Origin of the sequence: Gordonia sp. CNJ-863 (genome assembly GCF_001942325.1) — a bacterium.
Taxonomy (GTDB): Bacteria; Actinomycetota; Actinomycetes; order Mycobacteriales; family Mycobacteriaceae; genus Gordonia; species Gordonia alkanivorans.
In genome coordinates this window covers 98825-115417 of sequence record NZ_MKKG01000008.1, presented here as the reverse complement: position 1 = coordinate 115417, position 16593 = coordinate 98825, and the positions used below count along the sequence as shown (strand labels likewise).

Sequence of the window (16593 nt, the reverse complement as noted above, 5' to 3'; positions counted from 1 at the left end):
GGCAGCCCGAGGCCGAGCTCACCGCCGACGAGGTGATGGAGTTCGTGGCGTCGAAGGTGGCCCCGCACAAGAAGGTTCGTGCGGTGGAGTTCATCGAGGCGATCCCGAAGTCGGCGTCGGGCAAGATCCTGCGCAAGGACCTGCGCAAGTAGGTCCGGCCACGGGACGGGGCCCGTCCGAGCTGCCGATTTGGTGCAGGCCGCACCCCGCGGATAGTGTTGCTCCTTGCAACGCGGGGTGGAGCAGCTCGGTAGCTCGCTGGGCTCATAACCCAGAGGTCGCAGGTTCAAATCCTGTCCCCGCTACCAGAAACGACCCCCACCAGGTGATCACCCGGTGGGGGTCGATTCATTTCCGTCCTACTCGAGCGGGCCTCAGCTCATCTGATGCGGCGGCACCTCGTCGTAGCTGATCGCATGGTCGCCGGCGCGTCTGTTCCACCAATAGGTCAGCGCCCACAGGAGTACGCCGATCAGCAACAGCCAGCCGGCGATCACATACTGCTCGGGATCGCGGCCGGTGACCGGCAGGGTGAGGTATCCGCACGTGACGGCACCGAGCACGGCGACCGGTGTCGAGGTGCGGAAGTGCTTGTGCTCCACCGTGTCCCGGCGGAGCACCAGCACCGATACGTTGACGACCGTGAACACCGCGAGCAGCAGCAGTGCAGTGGTGCCGCCGAGGAGTCCGACGATGGAGCTCTTCGGGTCGGAGCTCACGTAGGTGAGCAGCAACAGCGCGATGACCGTGGTGAAGATGACCGCCGCGAACGGGGTCCGGCGTCCCGGGTGCACATACGACAGGAATTTGGGCAGCACGCCTCGTCTGGCCATGCCGTAGAGCAGACGACTCGCCATCATCATGTTGATCAGGGCGGTGTTGGCGACCGCGAACATCGAGATCCACGGCAGCAGATCCGACATCGGGAAGTTCGGTGCCGCGGCCTGGACGACGTCGACGAGCGGGGTCTCGCTCTCGGCCAGCACGCCGACGGGCACGATCGCCACCGCGCAGATCGCGATGAGGACGTAGATCGCGGCGGTGATACCCAGGCCGCTCAGCATGACCTTCGGGAAGATGCGGGTCGGCTCCTTGCACTCCTCGGCCATGTTCACCGAGTCCTCGAAGCCGACAAGAGCGAAGAAGGCCAACGAGGTCGCGGCCGTCACCGCGATGAAGACGTTCTTGTCGTCGGGACTCTCGAAGGCCACCACCGCATCCCAGTGCTCGGCGTTGCCGCCGACGATGAACCAGTAGCCGATGAACAGCACGAGCAGCAGACCGGTCAGCTCCACGAGGGTCAGGACGACGTTGGTGCCGACGCCCTCGGCGACGCCGCGGAAGTTGATGAACATGACGAGCAGCAGGAAACCGACGGCCACCGCGTACAGGGCGGGGTTCGTGGCGTCGGGGGACTCGCCGCGGAACGCGGTCAGCATGTTCACCGCGAACGCGCGGGAGGCCGTGGTCGCCGACGTGATGCCCGAGCACATCACCGTGAACAGCACGATGAAGGTGATGAAGTGGATGCCGAAGGCCTTGTGCACGTAGAGCGCTGCCCCGGCGGCCTGCGGGTACTTGGTCACCAGTTCGAGGTAGGAGAACGCGGTGAGCGTCGCAACGGCGAAGGCGATGAGGAACGGCAGCCACGCCGCGCCCCCGACCTCGCCGGCCACCTGGCCGGTCAGCGCATAGACGCCGGTGCCGAGGATGTCGCCGACGATGAACAGGAGCAGCAGCTTCCAACCCAGTACGCGTTTGAGTTCGGGCTGCTGTTCCGCATTCTTGCCGGTCTCGCCGGCGTTCGTGCTGGCTGTCATGCGACAACGCTAGACCTCGGATGTGGGGGTCGCCGGGCGAATGGAGGCGTCGGACGTCAAATGGCCGGGCGGTGGGAAGAGGCCTCGGCGCGACTGTGCGAAACTATCGCCCATGAGCAACGGCACCCTGATCCTGATGCGTCACGGCGAGAGCGAATGGAATGCGTCCAACCAGTTCACCGGATGGGTGGACGTGGCGCTCACGGACAAGGGCAAGGCCGAGGCCGTACGGGCCGGTGAGCTGCTCGTCGAGCACGATCTGCTGCCCGACGTCCTGTACACCTCGCTGCTGCGACGCGCCATCTCGACGGCGCAGATCGCTCTCGACACCGCCGACCGCCACTGGATCCCGGTGGTCCGCGATTGGCGTCTGAACGAGCGTCACTACGGTGCGCTCCAGGGCCTCGACAAGGCCGACACCCTGGAGAAGTACGGCCAGGAGCAGTTCATGCTGTGGCGTCGCAGCTACGACACCCCGCCGCCGGCCATCGAGCCCGACGCCGAGTACAGCCAGGTCGGCGACCCGCGCTACGCCGACCTCGACGAGGTGCCGCTGACCGAGTGCCTCAAGGACGTCGTGGCGCGGATGATCCCGTACTTCACCGAGACGATCGCCGCCGACATCCAGGCAGGCAAGACCGTGCTCGTCGCCGCCCACGGCAACTCGCTCCGGGCGCTCGTCAAGTACCTCGACGGCATCTCCGACGAGGACATCGCGGGTCTGAACATCCCCACCGGCAACCCGCTGCGGTACGACCTCGACGAGAACCTCAAGCCTCTGAACCCGGGCGGCACCTACCTCGACCCCGAGGCGGCCGCGGCCGGCGCGGCCGCGGTGGCGGCCCAGGGCCAGAAGTAGCCTCTCCGACACGCCTTCGCCGCCCGCAGACGCCGGGCGGTGAGCGCGTAACATAATCGTCATAGCTTCTTGGGTGTGACGCGCGCTACATTAGACGCTATGGCGGATGTGGGCACCCTGCGGATCGATCATTCACCTGCTCGGGAACGGTATGAGGCGATGCTCGCCTCCGATTCCTTCGGCGAGGACGAGGTGGTCGGGTACCTCGACTATGTCTCCGAGCCGTATCAGGTCGTGCTCACGCACACAGTGATCCGCGAGCAATACAGCGGGCACGGCTATGCGGGACAACTGGTTCGGTTCGTCCTCGAGGACATCCGGGCGAGTGGCAAGCAGGTCGTGCCGGTCTGCTCGTATGTACAGCGTTTCATCCAGCTCCATCCGGAGTTCGCCGACATGGCGGTGCCGGTCCCCCAGTGATCCGCGCCGCCGGCGTGGGCTCCACCCGCCGACGGTCCGACCCGGCGGCCGCAAGGCCTTCGGCGAACGGCACGTGAACAGCTGCCCAACAGCTGCGACACGTGTGCAACTCGCGTTGGTTCCGCCGTAAGCTGGGCCTGTGACCGCCGCAATCTCAGCCGCGACGATCGCGTTCGTACTCGCGCTCATCCTCGGAGTCATCCTGGGTCGCTGTCTCGGCGCCTCCCGGTGGCCCCGACGCTTCTCGCTCGGCTCCTTGTTCGGCCGGGGTAGCACGTCCATGCAATCCGACGCCTCCGGCGCCGCGGCCCTGCCCGTCCCGGCCACCGACCGCGCGCAGGTCCCGAGGGCTGTGCCCGCCTCGGCCGAGATCCGCGATTCCGATGTCGCGTCGACGACCGCCGACGGCCGGATGACCAAGGCCGGCCTGCTGAGCATGGTCGTTCGCAACTCGTCGACCGCCGTTGCGGTGGTCGACGAGTTCCGCGACGTCGTGATGTTCAATCACCGGGCTGTCGAACTGGGGATCGTCCGCGACATGTTGCTCGCCGACCCCGTCTGGGATGCCGTCAAGGACGTCCTCGACACCGGCGTCGAGCAGAACTTCGAGTTCAGTCCACCCACCTCGACCCTCGGCTTCGTCTCCACCGGCCGCACCCCGCGGCCGACCGTCGAACATGTGCGCTGCCTGGCCAAGGTGGTGGCGCAGGACGACGAGCGGTACGCCGTGGTCTACGGCCTCGACGACACCGAACACAAGCGTCTCGAGGCCACCCGCCGCGACTTCGTGGCGAACGTGTCGCACGAACTCAAGACACCGGTCGGCGCGATCGGGCTGCTCGCCGAGGCTCTCCTGGAATCGTCCGACGACGTCGAATCGGTCCAGCACTTCGGCCAGCGGGTTGTGGGGGAGACCAAACGTATGGGCAGGCTGGTGAGTGAGCTGCTCGCGCTGTCGCGCCTGCAGGACGGCGACACCCCCGAGTTCACCCCGATCGACGTCGACGAACTGGTCGACGACGCCCTCGCCGCGGCGACGCTCACCGCCGAGGCGGCGTCGATCGAACTGCGTTCCGACGATCCGCTGGGCGCGACGATCCGCGGCGACCGGCTGCTGCTGTTGACTGCCCTGAACAACCTCATCTCGAACGCCATCGCCTACTCGCCCGCCGACACCGTCGTCTCGATCAGCCGACGCATCATCCGGATCGACGGCCGTCCCATGGTGGCGATCGCCGTCACCGACCGCGGTATCGGCATCGCCCGCGCCGACCAGCAGCGTGTCTTCGAGCGCTTCTTCCGGGTCGACCAGGCGAGGTCGCGGATGACCGGTGGCACCGGTCTGGGCCTGGCGATCGTCAAACACGTGGCCGCCAACCACGGCGGCACGATCAATCTGTGGAGCGAACCCGGTACGGGCTCCACCTTCACTTTGTGTATCCCCGAGGACCTGTCCGACGTGGGCTGGTCCGCTGACGACAAGGAATCCGAGAGTTGACCCACGTGCTGATCGTCGAGGACGAGGAATCGCTGGCCGATCCGCTGGCCTTTCTGCTGCGCAAGGAGGGGTTCGAGGCCAGCATCGTCAACGACGGTGCCCAGGCGTTGCCCGCCTTCGACCGCGTCAGCCCCGACATCGTCCTTCTCGATCTGATGCTCCCCGGGATGTCGGGGACGGAGATCTGCAAGGCCCTGCGTGCCCGGTCGAACGTGCCGGTGATCATGGTGACTGCCCGGGACACCGAGATCGACAAGGTCGTCGGACTGGAGCTGGGCGCCGACGACTACGTGACCAAGCCGTATTCGGCGCGGGAGCTCATCGCCCGCATCCGGGCGGTCCTGCGCCGCGGGGCGGACGCCGGCGACGACGACCTCGATCTCGGTGTCGTCGAGGCGGGCCCGGTCCGGATGGACGTGGAACGACACACCGTGGCGGTCAACGGCGAGCCGATCACGTTGCCGCTCAAGGAGTTCGATCTTCTCGAGTATCTCCTGCGCAATGCCGGCCGCGTGCTGACCCGCGGGCAGCTGATCGACCGGGTCTGGGGAGCGGACTACGTCGGCGACACCAAGACCCTCGACGTGCACGTCAAACGCCTGCGCTCCAAGATCGAGCCGGACCCGGCCAGCCCCAAACACCTCATCACGGTCCGCGGTCTCGGGTACAAGATCGAGGCCTGAAACGGGTGCGCGGTCTCCCGCGCACCCGGCTCACTCCGGCGGCTGCAGCTCGTATTTGACGTCGGTCTCGCGGCGTGCGGTTGCGGCGGTGGTCGCCGGGTGAACGGCGATGAGCCCCAGACCCTTACGGCGCCGGCAGGCGGCCGCGAGTGCCTCGTAGGCGGGGGCGCCGAGGAGCTCGGTCAGCTCGGGCGCATAGGACTCCCACACCTGCTTCGCGCCGACGTGGGCGTCGGGTGAACCCGAGCAGTACCACTTGAGGTCGTGGCCGCCCTCGCCCCATCCGCGACGGTCGAACTCGGTGATCGTGGTCTGCAGGATCTGGGTGCCGTCGGGCCGTTCCACCCAGTCCTGCTCACGGCGCACCGGCAGCTGCCAGCACACGTCGGGCTTGACGGTCAGCGGTTCGAGTCCCTTGCGCAGGGCCATCGAATGCAGTGCGCATCCGACGCCGCCCTCGAAGCCCGGACGATTCAGAAAGATGCACGCGCCCTTGTGGAGTCGCGTCTTGAGCGCCGGCTCGTCGTCGAGGTCGCCCTCCTCGAGATACCCCTTGGGGCCGAGCGGGTTCTTGCCCGAGCCCTTCTTGTAGAACTGCCAGTCCTCCGGGGTGAGCATGGAGACGCCGTGGGCGAGACGTTCCCGATCGTCGGAGTCGGACAGGTAGGCGCCGTGGCTGCAGCAGCCGTCGGTCTCGCGTCCGGGCAGGATGCCCTGGCAGGCCGGGGTGCCGAAGACGCACGTCCAGTGCGACAGCAGCCAGGTGAGGTCAGCTCTGATGAAGTGTTCGGGATCGGCCGGATCGACGAATTCGTACCATTCACGCGGAAAGTCGAGTTCGACCTCCGGGGCGGGCGTGATTCGTGGCGCGGACGGCGAGAGTGCGGTCACGACCACAACGGTAGCCGGGATCGTGCCGACACGGAGCCTGCACTACCGTTGACGCGTGCGCTTAGGAGTTCTGGACGTGGGCAGCAACACTGTTCACCTCCTGGTGGTCGACGCCCATCGCGGTGGCCACCCGACGCCCATGAGTTCGACCAAGGCCGTTCTGCGCCTCGCCGAACAGATCGACGCCGACGGGCGGATGAGCGACAAGGCGGTGTCCAAGCTGATCGACTCCGTCACGGAGTTCACCCACATCGCCGGCACCTCCGGATGCGAGCAGATGATGGCTTTCGCAACGTCGGCGGTCCGCGACGCCACCAACTCCGACGATCTGCTCGACGAGGTCGAGCAGCGCACCGGGGTGCGTATCACGGTCCTGTCCGGGCGCGACGAGGCGCGGCTCACCTCACTCGCCGTCCGACGCTGGCGCGGGTGGAGCGCGGGACGCATCCTCGCCCTCGACATCGGCGGCGGTTCGCTGGAGATGTCCAACGGCGTCGACGAGGAACCCGACGTCGCGCTGTCGCTGCCGCTCGGCGCCGGACGACTCACCCGCGACTGGTTGCCCGACGACCCGCCGGACCGGCGTCGGATCGGTGTGCTGCGGGACTGGCTCGACGCGGAACTGCGCGCCCCCGCCAGGGAGCTCCTCGCGCCCGGCGCACCCGACCTGTGTGTCGGCACCTCGAAGACCTTCCGCAGCCTCGCCCGCCTGACCGGCGCGGCACCGTCGAGCGCGGGCCCCCGTGTCCGGCGCGAGCTGACGACGAGCGGACTCCGTCAGCTCATCTCCTTCATCTCCCGCATGACCCGCTCCGACCGCGCCGAACTGGAAGGCGTCAGCGCCGATCGTGCCGGTCAGCTGGTCGCCGGCGCGCTCGTGGCGGAGGCGGCTATGCGGGCCCTCCAAGTCGATACACTGGAAATCTGTCCGTGGGCTCTGCGGGAGGGTGTTATCTTGCGTCGACTCGATGCGGAACCAGCCGACTCGTTCGAGCCCTCACAGACGACTGGCGCCCGGGGCGGCGTCGGCTGATCCGGTCTGCGACGCCCACGGGCGCGCGGGATGGGGGAGACGGTCGACGGTGCGTCCACGAGCGCCGAGAGGTACCCAAGCGGATGCGCTCGACCGGCATCCGGTGACGTTCGAGGACGGAGAGCCACTTCATGTCGAAGGATTCGGAACCCGAATCTCGACCCATTTCGGTATCGGAACTACTCGCCCGGTCGCAGGCGGCCGGCGGCACGACGCCCACGCGGCGTGACGGTCGCGGGCGGCGACGCGCAGGTCGCGACGGCTCGGTCTCGGTGTCCGAACTGACCGGCGAGATCCCGAAGATCACCGACGCGCCCGCCACGCAGGCCGACGAGAAACCCGCTTCTGCGGACGAGAACGCGTCCGCGCAGACCGAACCCGCAGTGGTGGAGGCGTCCGAGGTCGAAGCGCCCCAGGCGAAGACCGCCGAGGTCGAGCAGCCGGAGGCCGAGCCGGCCGAGACCGCATCGACCCCGGAACCGTCCGCATCGGAACCTTCCGCACCCGAATCGTCGGCGAGGACCGAGAGCCCGAGCGGTCCGTTCCCGCGGTCGGGGAACCCCGTCGCGCGTCGCGCCGCCGACGACCGCCCGGTCGCCGACCGGTCCCGCCCGGACCGGCCGTTCGCATCGTCCGGTCGCAACGCCAGCGGTATGCCCGGTTACGGCGAGGCACCGCCGGCCACCCGTGACTTCAGCTCGGATTCCGTCGCCCGGCGCATGAGCCCGCCGCGCGACTCGGAACCCGTCGACGAGGAGTCGGCGAACGCGGTCACCGGCATCATCCCGGTCGTGGAAGGTTCCGACGAGGGTCTCGTCGTCGTCGAATCCGACGATGTGGTGACCTATGACCTCAACGAGGTCGACTCGGGTTCCGATCCGCGCGAGCGGGCCGACGGCGGGTTCTCCGACGTCATGGACTTCGATGCCTACCGCAACTTCGCCGACGTGGAGGGCGACACCGACACCGGTGCCCGGCCGGCGGCCGGTACGAGTGGGCCGAAGAAGGGCGCCAAGGCGCTCGGCGGGCTCGCACGCAAGCTGTTCAGCCGCAAAGCGGCCGGCGCCGCCGCGGGAACAGCCGCTTCGGTCGCCGCCTCGACGCCCGGCACGGTCTCCGCGACGTCGTCCGCGCCGGGTGGTCGCGCACGAGCTGCCGCAGCACGGGCACGTGACGACGAGAACCCGACCGAGATCATCGAGCCGATCGCGTCCCCGGGGGACGCCGCCCACGACGAGGCGGCAGCGGGGGACACCCGCGTCGAGGAGACCCGGCCCGCAGAGACCGACGAGACAGAGGCATGGCAGGCGTCGGCCCAGTGGTACGACACCGAGGCATGGTCGGCGCCGGTCGTCGACGAGGAGGACGACCAGCCTCGCGAGACTCCCGAGCCGGCCGCGGAACCCGAGCCCGTCGACAAGCCCGACACCGCCCGCCTCGCGGAGACCGCCGACCTCGACGAGACCCCCGGCGGTGTCGCCGACGGGCCGGCGGAGGACACCGCCACCATCGCCGGTACGACGCCGCCTGAGCTGGAGGAGGCCGCGAAGCCCGCGGTCAGCGTCGGTGAGGCCGACGAAGCCGAGACCGACGAAGCCGAGACCAGGGAAGCCGAGACCAGGGAAGCCGAGACCAGGGAAGCCGACACCGAGGACGAGAGGTCACCGGCCGCCGCGTGGCTCCTGATCTTCGGTCAGGCGGTCGTAGGTCTGGTCGTCGGTATCGGTCTGTTCTGGGGCTTCACCGAACTGTGGCGCTGGAACCCGTACTTCGCGCTGGTCCTCGCGGTCCTGGTGATCTTCGGGATCGTCACGCTGTCGCACGTGGTGCGGCGCACCAAGGACCTGACCACGACGCTGCTCGCGTTGGGGGTCGGCCTGCTGGTGACCATCGGTCCACTGGTACTCCTGGCCACGTGACGACGCCCGGGACGCCTCCGCTCCCCAGACCGGAGATACCCATCGGTCTGTCGACCGCCTCGGTCTATCCGCAGAACACCGAGGCGGCCTTCGCCTACGCCGCGGACCTCGGCTACGACGGTGTCGAGCTGATGGTCTGGGGCGACCCGGTCAGCCAGGACATCCGACGCGTGGGATACCTGTCGGACCACTACCAGGTGCCGGTGCTGTCCATCCATGCCCCGTGCCTGTTGATCACCCAGCGGGTGTGGGGCCGCGACCCGGTCGTGAAGCTCGCACGATCGGTGCAGGCGGCCGAGGACCTCGGCGCGTCGACCGTCGTGGTGCACCCACCGTTCCGCTGGCAGCGCGGCTACGTGTCGGCCTTCGACGACCTCGTCGGCGAGCTCGAGGACGACAGCGGCGTCGCCATCGCCGTGGAGAACATGTTCCCGATGCGGGCGGACCGCTTCTTCGGCTCGCGCGAGCCATCCGTACGCCGCCTCCAGAAACGTGGCGGTGGGCCCGGTCTCGCCGCCTCGGCGTTCGGCAAGTCGATCGACCCCACCGACGACGGGTACTCGAACTACACGCTCGACCTGTCGCACACCGCGACGGCCGGTGTAGACGCCCTCGACCTGCTCGATCGCATGGGACCGAACCTCAACCATCTGCATCTCGCGGACGGTCACGGCGCCGCCACCGACGAACACCTCATCCCCGGTGACGGCGGACAACCGTGCGCCGAGGTGTGTCGTCGAATCGCGGAGAGCGACTTCGCCGGTGCGGTCGTGCTGGAGGTCACCACGGGCAGCGCACGCACCAAGCCCGAACGCAGTGCACTGCTCGCGCGTTCGCTAGATTTTGCGCGGCAGCATCTCAAACGGGAGCTGCACCCCGAGAGCGCCGGCCGGCTCGACACCTGACCCCGGAGATCGTCGCGTCCCGGTCTTCCGCCGGCGTCGGGGTCGGCACGACGAAAGCGGGACGATGACCAGCAAGATCACCGAGGTACTGGCGCTGACCGAGGTGGAGCGCGGTGGTCCCGACTCCATCACCTTGCGAGCGCACATCGACGAGACCTTCACCATCGGACCCAAGGTGCACGGCGGAAGCCTGCAGATGGTGGTGGCGAAGGCGGCGCGCACCGCACTGACCGCCCTCACCCCGGCCCCGGGACCGGACGGCGACACGAAGGACGGCGACACGAAGGCCGCCGACGCGGCGGCCGCGATGATCCCGGTCGCCATCGCCAGCGACTACCTCACCGCACCCGACGCCGCCGACGTCGACCTCGCGATCTCCGTGCGCAAACGCGGCCGGACCGTCACGGTCCTCCAGGTCGACGCGGTCCAGCAGGGTCGCACGGTCGTGTCCTCGTCGGTGACGATGGCCCGCCCCGACTCCGGGACCCCGCATCACTCCGGCCCCAACGTGCTCGACGGCACGCCCGCCGAACCCCCGTCGACCGGGATCTCGCTGGACGGTTCGCCGATCGCCGAGATCAACCATCTCGGTGCGGCGGTCGACCTGGTCCTCGACGCCGAGACGTTCCCGATGGTCCGCGGCGAGACCGGTGAGCCGCTCGTGCGCGGGTGGATTCGTCCGAAGGGCCTCGATCCCGACGAGTACTTCGCGGTCCTGGTGTGCGACATCTCGCCGCCGGTGGTCTTCAACCTCGCGATGTTCGGCTGGGCGCCGACCGTGCAGCTGACCACCTACGTGCGTCGGCATCCCGCGCCGGGATGGCTGCGGTTCGCCGCGACGAGTACCGAGGTCGGGCCCGGAATGTTCGAAGAGGATCATCTCGTGGTGGACTCGACCGGGACAGTTGTCGCCCAGTCGCGTCAGCTGGCACTCATTCCCGCAGGAAGGTAGACATTCGTGACCGAACGCATCGCCATCATCGGTGGAGGCAAGATCGGGGAGGCGCTCCTGGCCGGCCTGATCGGCGCCGGAACCCCGACGAAGGATCTCGTCGTCGCGGAGAAGCTCGAATCCCGCGCGTCCGAGATCGCCGACGAATACGGGGTCCTGGTGACCGACGTGAAGACGGCCGCCGAATCCGCGCAGTACGTATTCCTCGCCGTCAAGCCGGATGCCGTCGACTCGGTGCTGCGGGAGCTGGCCTCGGCCGAGGACAACGCGCAGACCGAGCGCGTGACCGTGACCCTCGTCGCCGGCATCCCGCTGGCCCGCTACGAGAGTGCGCTACAGGCGGGTTCGCCGGTCATCCGCGTCATGCCGAACACGCCGATGCTGGTCAACGAGGCGATGTCCGCGGTCTCAGCCGGACGCTACGTCGGCGATGAGCAGTTGCGCGCCGTCGTCAACATCCTCAAGACCGTCGGCCGGGTGGCCGTGGTGCCCGAGAAGCAGATGGACGCGGTCACCGCCGTGTCCGGGTCCGGTCCCGCCTACGTCTTCCTGCTCGCCGAGGCGATGATCGACGCCGGCGTCGGTCTGGGTCTGACCCGCGCACAGGCGTCGGAGATGACGATCCAGACCATCCGTGGCGCCGGGGTCCTGCTGAGTGATTCCGGGATGTCACCGGTCGATCTGCGGGCCGCGGTGACCTCACCGGGCGGCACGACCGCGGAGGCGATCCGGGAATTCGAGGCGAACGGCCTGCGGCACGCCGTCTACCAGGCCACACGCGCCTGTGCGGCCGCCAGCGCCCGCGGCGGACGTCGAGTGGAAGTCGAGGGTTTGGCGGCGGGACACGCGGTGTCCGACACCCCATGAGTTGTGGTCGACAGGCCGCTAAACCCCAGCATGTTGGGGTCGAGTCCCAGGAATCTCAGAAATCACGGTCCCTCACGTCGCTTTTTTCACATCTGCCACGCTAAGCTGCTTTAAGCACGTGCGTGTCTGATGTCCGCAGGAGGGGAAGCCTGCGGCCGCGACGCGTGCACCGGAGGTATGAGTGATCAATGGCACCTGCAGACACTCCTGGTGACAGGGCGGCCTCGGTGAGCAACGCGACCTCTGCGTCGCAGTTCCTCACCGTCGCCGAAGTTGCGTCGCTGATGCGCGTTTCGAAGATGACCGTTTACCGTCTCGTCCACAACGGCGAACTGCCCGCGGTTCGGGTCGGACGCTCGTTCCGTGTGCACGCGAAAGCGGTGCACGACTACCTGGAGACGTCGTACTTCGACGCCGGCTAGGTTCGGTCTCGGCTGACGCGCCGATCAGCAGTTCTACCCAGCACTCCCGAGGGTGGCCGCACGGCCGCCCCGGGAGTGCTGTGTCTGGTGCGGGTGTTCACCCGGGCCGGCAGACCGTCCCGGTGGTCATTTCGGCCACCGCGATTTCCTGATCCGATACACCGCCCGGTAGGCTCAGTGGTCGCGTACCTGGATGTACCGGTGAGCTCCTCGAGCCGGGTAGTCGACGCCAGTCGACGACCACTGACGAAGCCGATCGAGTGCAGGCCAGGGTCGGTCAAGTACATCAGTGTCAATCGTGAGGAAGCGCCCCCATGGGTTCAGTGATCAAGAAGCGCCGCAAGCGCATGTCGAAGAAGAAGCACCGCAAGCTGCTGCGTCGAACCCGGGTGCAGCGCCGCAAACTCGGCAAATAAGCACTCTCATGGCACCAGGACCCGCCTCGGCGGGTCCTTTTGCTGTTTGATGGACCCGATCCGGGGCCCTCGACGGGCTGAAACGGGCCGATGACGTTAGCCTCGACGCCATGGCCGAATCCTCCGCAGTGCTGCCCCGGGTCGTCCTGGTGACCGGGGCGTCGACTTTTCTCGGCGGGTACCTTGTCGCAAGGCTCGCGGCCAATCCGCAGATCGAACGTGTGCTGGCCGTGGACTCCCGGGTGCCGCGCAAGGACCTCCTGCGCCGGATGGGGCGTGCGGAGTTCCTGCGTCTGGACATCCGGCGACCCACCATCGCAAAGGCGCTGGTGTCGTACGAGGTCGACACGGTGGTCCACGCCGCGACGTCGATCGCCGACACCGCCCCGCACTCGGCGGCCATCAAGGAGTTCAACGTGGTCGGCGCGATGCAGGTCTGTGCGGCCTGCCAGCGGACGCCGTCGGTGAAGCGGCTCGTACTTCGGTCGACCGGGATGGTCTACGGCTCCAGTGCACACGACCCGTCGCACTTCTCCGAGGAGACCCGCGCACGCCGCGAGCCCAAGCGGGGTTACGGCCGCGACCTCCTCGACGTCGAGGGCTACGTCCGCGGACTCGGACGCCGCCGCCCGGACATCGACATCACGATCGTGCGCCCACAGGCGATGCTCGGACCGCGGATCACCACGCGCATGGGTTCGTACCTGTCGGCGCCGGTCGTCCCGACGGTCATCGGATACCAGCCGCGCCTGCAGTTCCTCCACGAGGAGGACGCACTCGCGGCGATGGAGCACGTGACCCTCGCCGGCAAGCCCGGCACGTTCAACCTCTCCGGTGAGGGTGTGGTGACGTTGTCGCAGGCCATCCGGCGGGTCGGGCACGTCGAACTGCCGGTGCCGAGTGGTCTCCTCGCGCCGATCGCCGGAGTGTTCCAGGACCTGCGCTCGGCGAAGCTCCGTTCCTCGCAGACCGAGTTCCTCACCTACGGCAGGGTGCTGGACACCACCAGGATGCGCACCGAGTTGGGTTTCGTGCCGCGGTACACGACCATGGAAACCCTGGATGACTTCGTGAAACGCAGCGGCGTGACGCCGGTGATCGGGACCGACGTCTGGCGGGCTCTGGAGCAGCGTGTCGTCTCGGCCGCACATCAACTCCAGTGAGTTGTGGATGAGATTGGTGCGAGGTGTGGCCGTCGACGTGCGCAACGTCGGTGCAACCTCTAGACTTGGTCGCCAGACCCACATCGCGCGCGGGGGAATCACTCCACCGCGGGCGACGGGTGAGACTTCGGGAACATGCTGACGATCACACGGGGAGATCGCGGGTCGTTCCCGGGTTCTCGTTTCATGTCATCGACGACGCAGCGTTACGTCTGCCGGCCTGGGGGGATGGCTTGTGACGGAACGACGGCCAGTAGTTCAGGCACCCCGGTTCAGACGTCGAGCGGGGGGTTCACCGACACGGACGATCCACGGGACAAGAACAAGGGGTGAGCGCCTTGCCAGGTAGCGGAGCGACGGATGCACGTACCGCCAAGGTCATACAGCTCTACGCGTCACCGTCGGGTCCGGACGCCTCTGCGGATCGCCGCGGTGCACGTGATTCGGGGCGCCGTCGACATCCGAGCCAGCAGGTTCCGGGACAGCGCACGAATACCGGTGTCATGCAAGGTGATTCGATGCTCGGCCATCCCAACACCGATGGATTCGGCCGCTCGCCCGCGCGGGTGACCCCGATCAGCAACGAGATCGCGCTGTCGGATGAGGCGCTCGGTGTCGAGCACCGCGGCCCGTCCAAGTCGAGCCCGCTGTTCAGTCTCGGGGGCATCCGGAACGCCGTCGCCGACACCCTGACCTCCACCGCGGGTTTCATCCGCGAACGGATGGCGGGCGAGTACGAGGTCGACGAGTTCGGATTCGACCCCCATTTCACCGAATCGGTGTGGTTTCCGGCGCTCCGCCAGGTCTACGAGAAGTGGTTCCGCGTCGAGGTCACCGGTATCGAGAATCTGCCCCTCGAGGGCGGTGCGCTGCTCGTTGCCAACCACGCCGGCACCATTCCGGTCGACGCGATCATCACCTCGCTGGCCGTCCGCGACAACCATCCCGACAATCGGTATCTACGTGTCCTCGCCGCCGACATGGCCTTCGACTCACCGGGCATCAGCGAGGTCGCGCGGCGTATCGGCGCGACGCTCGCCTGCAACAACGACGCCGACCGACTCCTGCGCGCCGGTGAACTCACCGCCGTATGGCCGGAAGGGTTCAAGGGCATCGGCAAGCTCTACAAGGACCGGTACAAGCTGCAACGGTTCGGCCGGGGCGGCTTCGTGACGACCGCGCTGCGCAACGCGGCGCCGATCATCCCGGTGTCGATCGTGGGCTCGGAGGAGATCTATCCGATGCTCGCCGACCTCAAGCCGCTCGCCAAGGTGCTCGGCCTGCCGTACTTCCCGATCACGCCACTGTTCCCGTGGCTCGGGCCCCTGGGCATGGTGCCGTTGCCGTCGAAGTGGCACATCCACTTCGGCCGCCCGATCGAGACCGGTTCCTACGACGAGTCGTCGGCGGACGACCCGATGGTGGTCTTCGACCTCACCGACCATGTACGCGAAGAGATTCAGCAGACCCTGTTCCGGATGCTGAGCCGCCGCGGAAGTGTCTACTTCGGCTGACCCCGCATTTCGGCTGACCCCGCATTTCAGCTGACGCAGCGCCCGTCGGCTGCTACCCATTGAGGCATGCGTGCAGTCGTGTGTCGAGCCGGTGAGCTGACCGTCCAGGACGTCCCCACCCCCGTACCGGAAACCGGGCAGGTTCTCCTGCGTGTTCTGCGGGCGGGCATCTGCGGTTCCGACCTCCACGCCCGCGTGCACTGCGATGCGACCGCCGATGTGTCCGGCGAGGTCGGTTACGACGCGTTCATGCGGTCCGACCAGTCGGTCGTCATGGGTCACGAGTTCGCCGGCGAGGTGGTGTCCTACGGTCCCGGATGCCGCAAGCTGTGGGCGCCGGGGACGCCGGTGGTGGCGGTGCCGATGATCCGCCACGGCGACGAGGCGCACCTGACCGGCCTGACGGCGTCGGCCCCGGGCGCCTACGCGCAGTTCGTGCTGGTGTCGGAGGACATGACCTTCGAGATCCCCGACGGGCTGTCGGTCGACCACGCCGCCCTCACCGAACCCCTTTCCGTCGCCCATCACGCGGTCCGACGCGGCGAGGTCGGCCGGCGCGATGTCGCCGTGGTGATCGGGTGCGGGCCCATCGGCCTCGCGGTCATCGCCATGCTCAAGGCGTCGGGCGTGCGCACCGTGATCGCGAGCGACCTGTCCGAGGGACGCCGGGCGCTGGCCGGCCGCGTCGGCGCCGACATCGTCGTCGACCCGGCCGTGGAGTCGCCGTTCGACCGGTGTGCGCAGGAGGGGAAATACGTCACCGCCGCGCAGGACCTGCTCGGCACCGCATTCGATGCCATGCACACCCTGCGTCGAATTCCGTTGGCCCCGTGGAACTCCCTGTTCCGGATCGCCGATCGGCTCGGCGCGACGCCGAAGGGGCCGGTGATCTTCGAATGCGTGGGCACCCCCGGCATGATCGAGCACATCGTGTCCAACGCCCCGTTCCGCTCACGTGTCGTCGTGGTCGGTGTGTGCATGGAACCGGACACGTTCCGCCCGGCGATGGCGCTCAACAAGGAGATCGAACTGCGATTCGTGTTCGTCTACGACCCGGCCGAATTCCACGAGACGCTGCAGATGATCGCCGCGGGCAAGGTCGACGTCGCGCCGATGATCACTGCGACGGTCGGACTCGAAGGGGTCGCGCCGGCGTTCGATGCGCTCGGGTCGGCCGCCCACCACGCGAAGGTGCTGATCGACCCGATGAGTGAGGTCGCCTCGCTCTGAA

The 16593-nt window shown here is 68.0% G+C and carries 17 protein-coding genes and 1 tRNA gene; 16 read left to right on the top strand and 2 right to left on the bottom strand.

Annotation, left to right across the window (positions count from 1 at the left end):
* Both BJF87_RS04820 and BJF87_RS04815 read left to right on the top strand, forming a co-directional pair.
* Positions 1-152: AMP-binding enzyme (locus BJF87_RS04820; protein ID WP_139319417.1), on the top strand; the 152-nt coding region annotated here is incomplete at its 5' end.
* Positions 153-231: 79 nt separating this feature from the next.
* Positions 232-308: transfer RNA gene (locus BJF87_RS04815), tRNA-Met, on the top strand.
* Positions 309-374: 66 nt separating this feature from the next.
* Here BJF87_RS04815 and BJF87_RS04810 read toward each other — a convergent pair.
* Positions 375-1820 (bottom strand): APC family permease, encoded by a 1446-nt coding sequence (locus tag BJF87_RS04810; protein WP_075862739.1) that lies wholly within the window; start codon positions 1818-1820, stop codon positions 375-377.
* A 112-nt stretch (positions 1821-1932) separates the two neighbouring features.
* On the opposite strand from BJF87_RS04810, the gene BJF87_RS04805 reads away from it, so the two are divergent.
* The 4 genes from BJF87_RS04805 (at position 1933) to BJF87_RS04790 (ending at position 5280) form a co-directional block, all read left to right on the top strand.
* A complete protein-coding gene (locus BJF87_RS04805; protein ID WP_006358521.1) occupies positions 1933-2679 on the top strand; it encodes a phosphoglyceromutase in 747 nt (248 codons plus the stop codon).
* 99 nt (positions 2680-2778) lie between these two features.
* Positions 2779-3099: a GNAT family N-acetyltransferase gene (locus BJF87_RS04800; RefSeq protein WP_006358522.1), complete on the top strand. Its 321-nt coding sequence runs from the start codon at positions 2779-2781 to the stop codon at positions 3097-3099.
* A 139-nt stretch (positions 3100-3238) separates the two neighbouring features.
* Positions 3239-4597, top strand: coding sequence for a cell wall metabolism sensor histidine kinase WalK (locus BJF87_RS04795; RefSeq protein WP_006358523.1), 1359 nt, complete (start codon positions 3239-3241; stop codon positions 4595-4597).
* Positions 4594-5280, top strand: a complete 687-nt coding sequence (locus tag BJF87_RS04790; RefSeq protein ID WP_006358524.1) for a response regulator transcription factor — start codon at positions 4594-4596, stop codon at positions 5278-5280. The genes BJF87_RS04795 and BJF87_RS04790 overlap by 4 nt, the downstream gene beginning before the upstream one ends.
* Before the next feature lie 30 nt (positions 5281-5310).
* On the opposite strand, the gene BJF87_RS04785 is transcribed toward BJF87_RS04790, so the two are convergent.
* A complete protein-coding gene (locus BJF87_RS04785) occupies positions 5311-6171 on the bottom strand; it encodes a hypothetical protein (protein ID WP_035752078.1) in 861 nt (286 codons plus the stop codon).
* A gap of 55 nt (positions 6172-6226) precedes the next feature.
* Between BJF87_RS04785 and BJF87_RS04780 the strand changes: the two genes are divergently transcribed.
* The 10 genes from BJF87_RS04780 (at position 6227) to BJF87_RS04735 (ending at position 16592) form a co-directional block, all read left to right on the top strand.
* On the top strand, positions 6227-7204 hold the full coding sequence (locus BJF87_RS04780) for a Ppx/GppA phosphatase family protein (protein WP_187346464.1): 978 nt from the start codon (positions 6227-6229) through the stop codon (positions 7202-7204).
* A gap of 131 nt (positions 7205-7335) precedes the next feature.
* On the top strand, positions 7336-9123 hold the full coding sequence (locus BJF87_RS04775) for a hypothetical protein (protein WP_006358527.1): 1788 nt from the start codon (positions 7336-7338) through the stop codon (positions 9121-9123).
* Positions 9120-10028 carry a sugar phosphate isomerase/epimerase gene (locus tag BJF87_RS04770; protein ID WP_006358528.1) on the top strand — a complete coding sequence of 303 codons (909 nt, stop codon included), beginning with the start codon at positions 9120-9122 and terminating at the stop codon, positions 10026-10028. Before BJF87_RS04775 ends, BJF87_RS04770 begins: the two co-directional genes overlap by 4 nt.
* A gap of 64 nt (positions 10029-10092) precedes the next feature.
* Positions 10093-10980 (top strand): thioesterase family protein, encoded by an 888-nt coding sequence (locus tag BJF87_RS04765; RefSeq protein ID WP_006358529.1) that lies wholly within the window; start codon positions 10093-10095, stop codon positions 10978-10980.
* Between the two features lie 6 nt (positions 10981-10986).
* Entirely contained in the window at positions 10987-11847 is an 861-nt protein-coding gene (gene proC / locus BJF87_RS04760) for a pyrroline-5-carboxylate reductase (RefSeq protein ID WP_035751763.1), read from the top strand.
* 188 nt (positions 11848-12035) lie between these two features.
* Positions 12036-12269 (top strand): helix-turn-helix domain-containing protein, encoded by a 234-nt coding sequence (locus tag BJF87_RS04755; protein WP_006358531.1) that lies wholly within the window; start codon positions 12036-12038, stop codon positions 12267-12269.
* Positions 12270-12583: 314 nt separating this feature from the next.
* A complete protein-coding gene (locus tag BJF87_RS04750; RefSeq protein ID WP_003402602.1) occupies positions 12584-12685 on the top strand; it encodes a 30S ribosomal protein bS22 in 102 nt (33 codons plus the stop codon).
* Between the two features lie 110 nt (positions 12686-12795).
* A complete protein-coding gene (locus BJF87_RS04745) occupies positions 12796-13848 on the top strand; it encodes an NAD-dependent epimerase/dehydratase family protein (RefSeq protein ID WP_006358532.1) in 1053 nt (350 codons plus the stop codon).
* 518 nt (positions 13849-14366) lie between these two features.
* A complete protein-coding gene (locus BJF87_RS04740; RefSeq protein WP_006358533.1) occupies positions 14367-15362 on the top strand; it encodes a lysophospholipid acyltransferase family protein in 996 nt (331 codons plus the stop codon).
* Positions 15363-15428: 66 nt separating this feature from the next.
* A complete protein-coding gene (locus BJF87_RS04735; RefSeq protein WP_035751761.1) occupies positions 15429-16592 on the top strand; it encodes a zinc-binding dehydrogenase in 1164 nt (387 codons plus the stop codon).
* Position 16593: the final 1 nt, after the last annotated feature.

Coding starts and splice junctions, on each gene's coding strand:
- BJF87_RS04810 (WP_075862739.1), bottom strand. CDS start 1,820: ATGACAGCCAGCACGAACGCCGGCGAGACCGGCAAGAATGCGGAACAG.
- BJF87_RS04805 (WP_006358521.1), top strand. CDS start 1,933: ATGAGCAACGGCACCCTGATCCTGATGCGTCACGGCGAGAGCGAATGG.
- BJF87_RS04800 (WP_006358522.1), top strand. CDS start 2,779: ATGGCGGATGTGGGCACCCTGCGGATCGATCATTCACCTGCTCGGGAA.
- BJF87_RS04775 (WP_006358527.1), top strand. CDS start 7,336: ATGTCGAAGGATTCGGAACCCGAATCTCGACCCATTTCGGTATCGGAA.
- BJF87_RS04765 (WP_006358529.1), top strand. CDS start 10,093: ATGACCAGCAAGATCACCGAGGTACTGGCGCTGACCGAGGTGGAGCGC.
- BJF87_RS04755 (WP_006358531.1), top strand. CDS start 12,036: ATGGCACCTGCAGACACTCCTGGTGACAGGGCGGCCTCGGTGAGCAAC.
- BJF87_RS04750 (WP_003402602.1), top strand. CDS start 12,584: ATGGGTTCAGTGATCAAGAAGCGCCGCAAGCGCATGTCGAAGAAGAAG.
- BJF87_RS04745 (WP_006358532.1), top strand. CDS start 12,796: ATGGCCGAATCCTCCGCAGTGCTGCCCCGGGTCGTCCTGGTGACCGGG.
- BJF87_RS04740 (WP_006358533.1), top strand. CDS start 14,367: ATGCTCGGCCATCCCAACACCGATGGATTCGGCCGCTCGCCCGCGCGG.
- BJF87_RS04735 (WP_035751761.1), top strand. CDS start 15,429: ATGCGTGCAGTCGTGTGTCGAGCCGGTGAGCTGACCGTCCAGGACGTC.